This window comes from Mesorhizobium sp. P5_C1, assembly GCF_054049815.1.
This window is the reverse complement of sequence record NZ_JBFULQ010001070.1, coordinates 1-1,078: the sequence shown is the minus strand read 5'-3', so window position 1 is coordinate 1,078 and position 1,078 is coordinate 1. Positions and strand designations below refer to the sequence as shown.

The window sequence follows — 1,078 nt, the reverse complement described above, 5'->3', positions numbered from 1 at the left end:
CCCTCTATCAGGGCCCGGCCGATGCCTTTGCCGCGCGAGGCCTCTGTGGTGAAAAGGTCCTGCAGGTAGCAATTGGGCGAGATCGCCGTGGTGCTGCGGTGAAAGAGGTAATGCACGAGGCCGAAAAGCTGTCCCTCGCTCTCGGCAACCAGCGCATGCATCGGCTCATAGGCATCGAAGAAGCGCGACCATGTCATCGCGGTGATCTCGCTTGCCAGCGCCGTCTCGCCCGAGCGGCCGTAAAATGCATTGTAACCGTCCCACAGCGGCAGCCATTGGTCGAAATCCTGCCGGGCGATGGGACGGATGATGGTGGAACTGGGCATGATTGAACCTGTTGTCCTGACACTTTGCGGCATGAGCAGACCGCAGGCGGCCATGGCCGGCAATGGGCCAGTCGCTCGCAAAGCTTTCAACATCATCGGCGGGCTCGCTAGGTCCGCACCGGTGCGCCTTGCTTGACGCTACGCCGCCGGGTCTCTAGGACGTGCCGGCAAGCTAGCCTTTGCTGCCGAGGCCCCCGTGACGATTGAAATCCCGACGATTGAAATCCCCGCCCATATGCATCCCAGCCGCTCGTTCCAGGGGCTGATCCTGACCTTGCACAATTATTGGGCGAACTATGGTTGCGTCATCCTGCAGCCCTACGACATGGARGTCGGCGCMGGCACCTTTCATCCAGCGACCACGCTGCGCGCGCTCGGGCCAAAACGCTGGAACGCCGCCTATGTCCAGCCGTCGCGCCGCCCCAAGGATGGCCGCTATGGCGAGAACCCGAACCGGCTGCAGCATTATTACCAGTACCAGGTGATCCTGAAGCCGAATCCGCCGAACCTGCAGGAGCTTTATCTCGGCTCGCTGGCGGCGATCGGCGTCGATCCGCTGCTGCATGACATCCGCTTCGTCGAGGACGACTGGGAAAGCCCGACGCTGGGCGCCTGGGGGCTGGGCTGGGAATGCTGGTGCGACGGCATGGAAGTGTCGCAGTTCACCTATTTCCAGCAGGTCTGCGGCATTGAGTGCGCCCCGGTGGCGGGCGAACTGACCTATGGGCTGGAGCGCTTGGCCATGTATGTGC

Annotated in this window: 2 protein-coding genes; one reads left to right on the top strand and one right to left on the bottom strand. The window is 62.6% G+C overall.

All coding sequences use genetic code 11. The annotated features are described in order from the left end of the window. Positions 1 to 326, bottom strand: a 326-nt coding sequence (locus ACXJ7R_RS33955; protein WP_457155609.1) for an N-acetyltransferase family protein, incomplete at its 3' end; no start/stop codon positions are given. A 235-nt stretch (positions 327 to 561) separates the two neighbouring features. On the opposite strand from ACXJ7R_RS33955, the gene ACXJ7R_RS33950 reads away from it, so the two are divergent. After that, the coding region (locus ACXJ7R_RS33950; RefSeq protein ID WP_457155610.1) for a glycine--tRNA ligase subunit alpha at positions 562 to 1,078 on the top strand (517 nt) is incomplete at its 3' end.